The organism is Citrobacter cronae (assembly GCF_016893685.1).
GTDB lineage: Bacteria > Pseudomonadota > Gammaproteobacteria > Enterobacterales > Enterobacteriaceae > Citrobacter > Citrobacter werkmanii.
On the sequence record NZ_CP069763.1, the window covers coordinates 4,178,726 to 4,179,211 of the forward strand.

Consider the following 486-nt stretch of genomic DNA (forward strand, 5'->3'; position numbering starts at 1 on the left):
CAGGCGAAAGCAGTGTGGAAACTGGTGAAGAGTCAGATACCAGCCAGCAAGCCGATGTAAACCAGAATGCGGATTCTGTCGCCCAAAACAGCGATTCTGTAAACCAAACCGAACCAGTTGCAGCACAAACCGAGCCAGAAGCGCAATCTGACGAACCAGCTGTTGTTTACCCCGCTTACTTCGAGCCAGGTCGCTATGAAGGTCTACCGAACGAGGTCTATCACGCAGCGAACGGAATCAGCTCTACCCAGGTGAAAGACGCACGTGTTTCGCTGATGTACTTCAATGCGCGTCACGTAGAGAAAACCATCATCAAAGAACGCTCTCCGGTTCTGGACATGGGTAACCTGGTACATGCGCTGGCGTTGCAGCCAGAGCAACTCGATGAAGAATTCAGCGTTGAACCCGTAATTCCGGAAGGCGCATTTACCACCACGGCAACGATCCGCGCGTTTATTGATGAGTACAACGCCAGCCTGCCAGCGA

Annotated in this window: 1 pseudogene; it reads left to right on the top strand. The window is 52.7% G+C overall.

Annotation, left to right across the window (positions count from 1 at the left end):
* Positions 1–486: pseudogene (locus JSN25_RS22250) on the top strand (exodeoxyribonuclease); the annotation flags it as partial.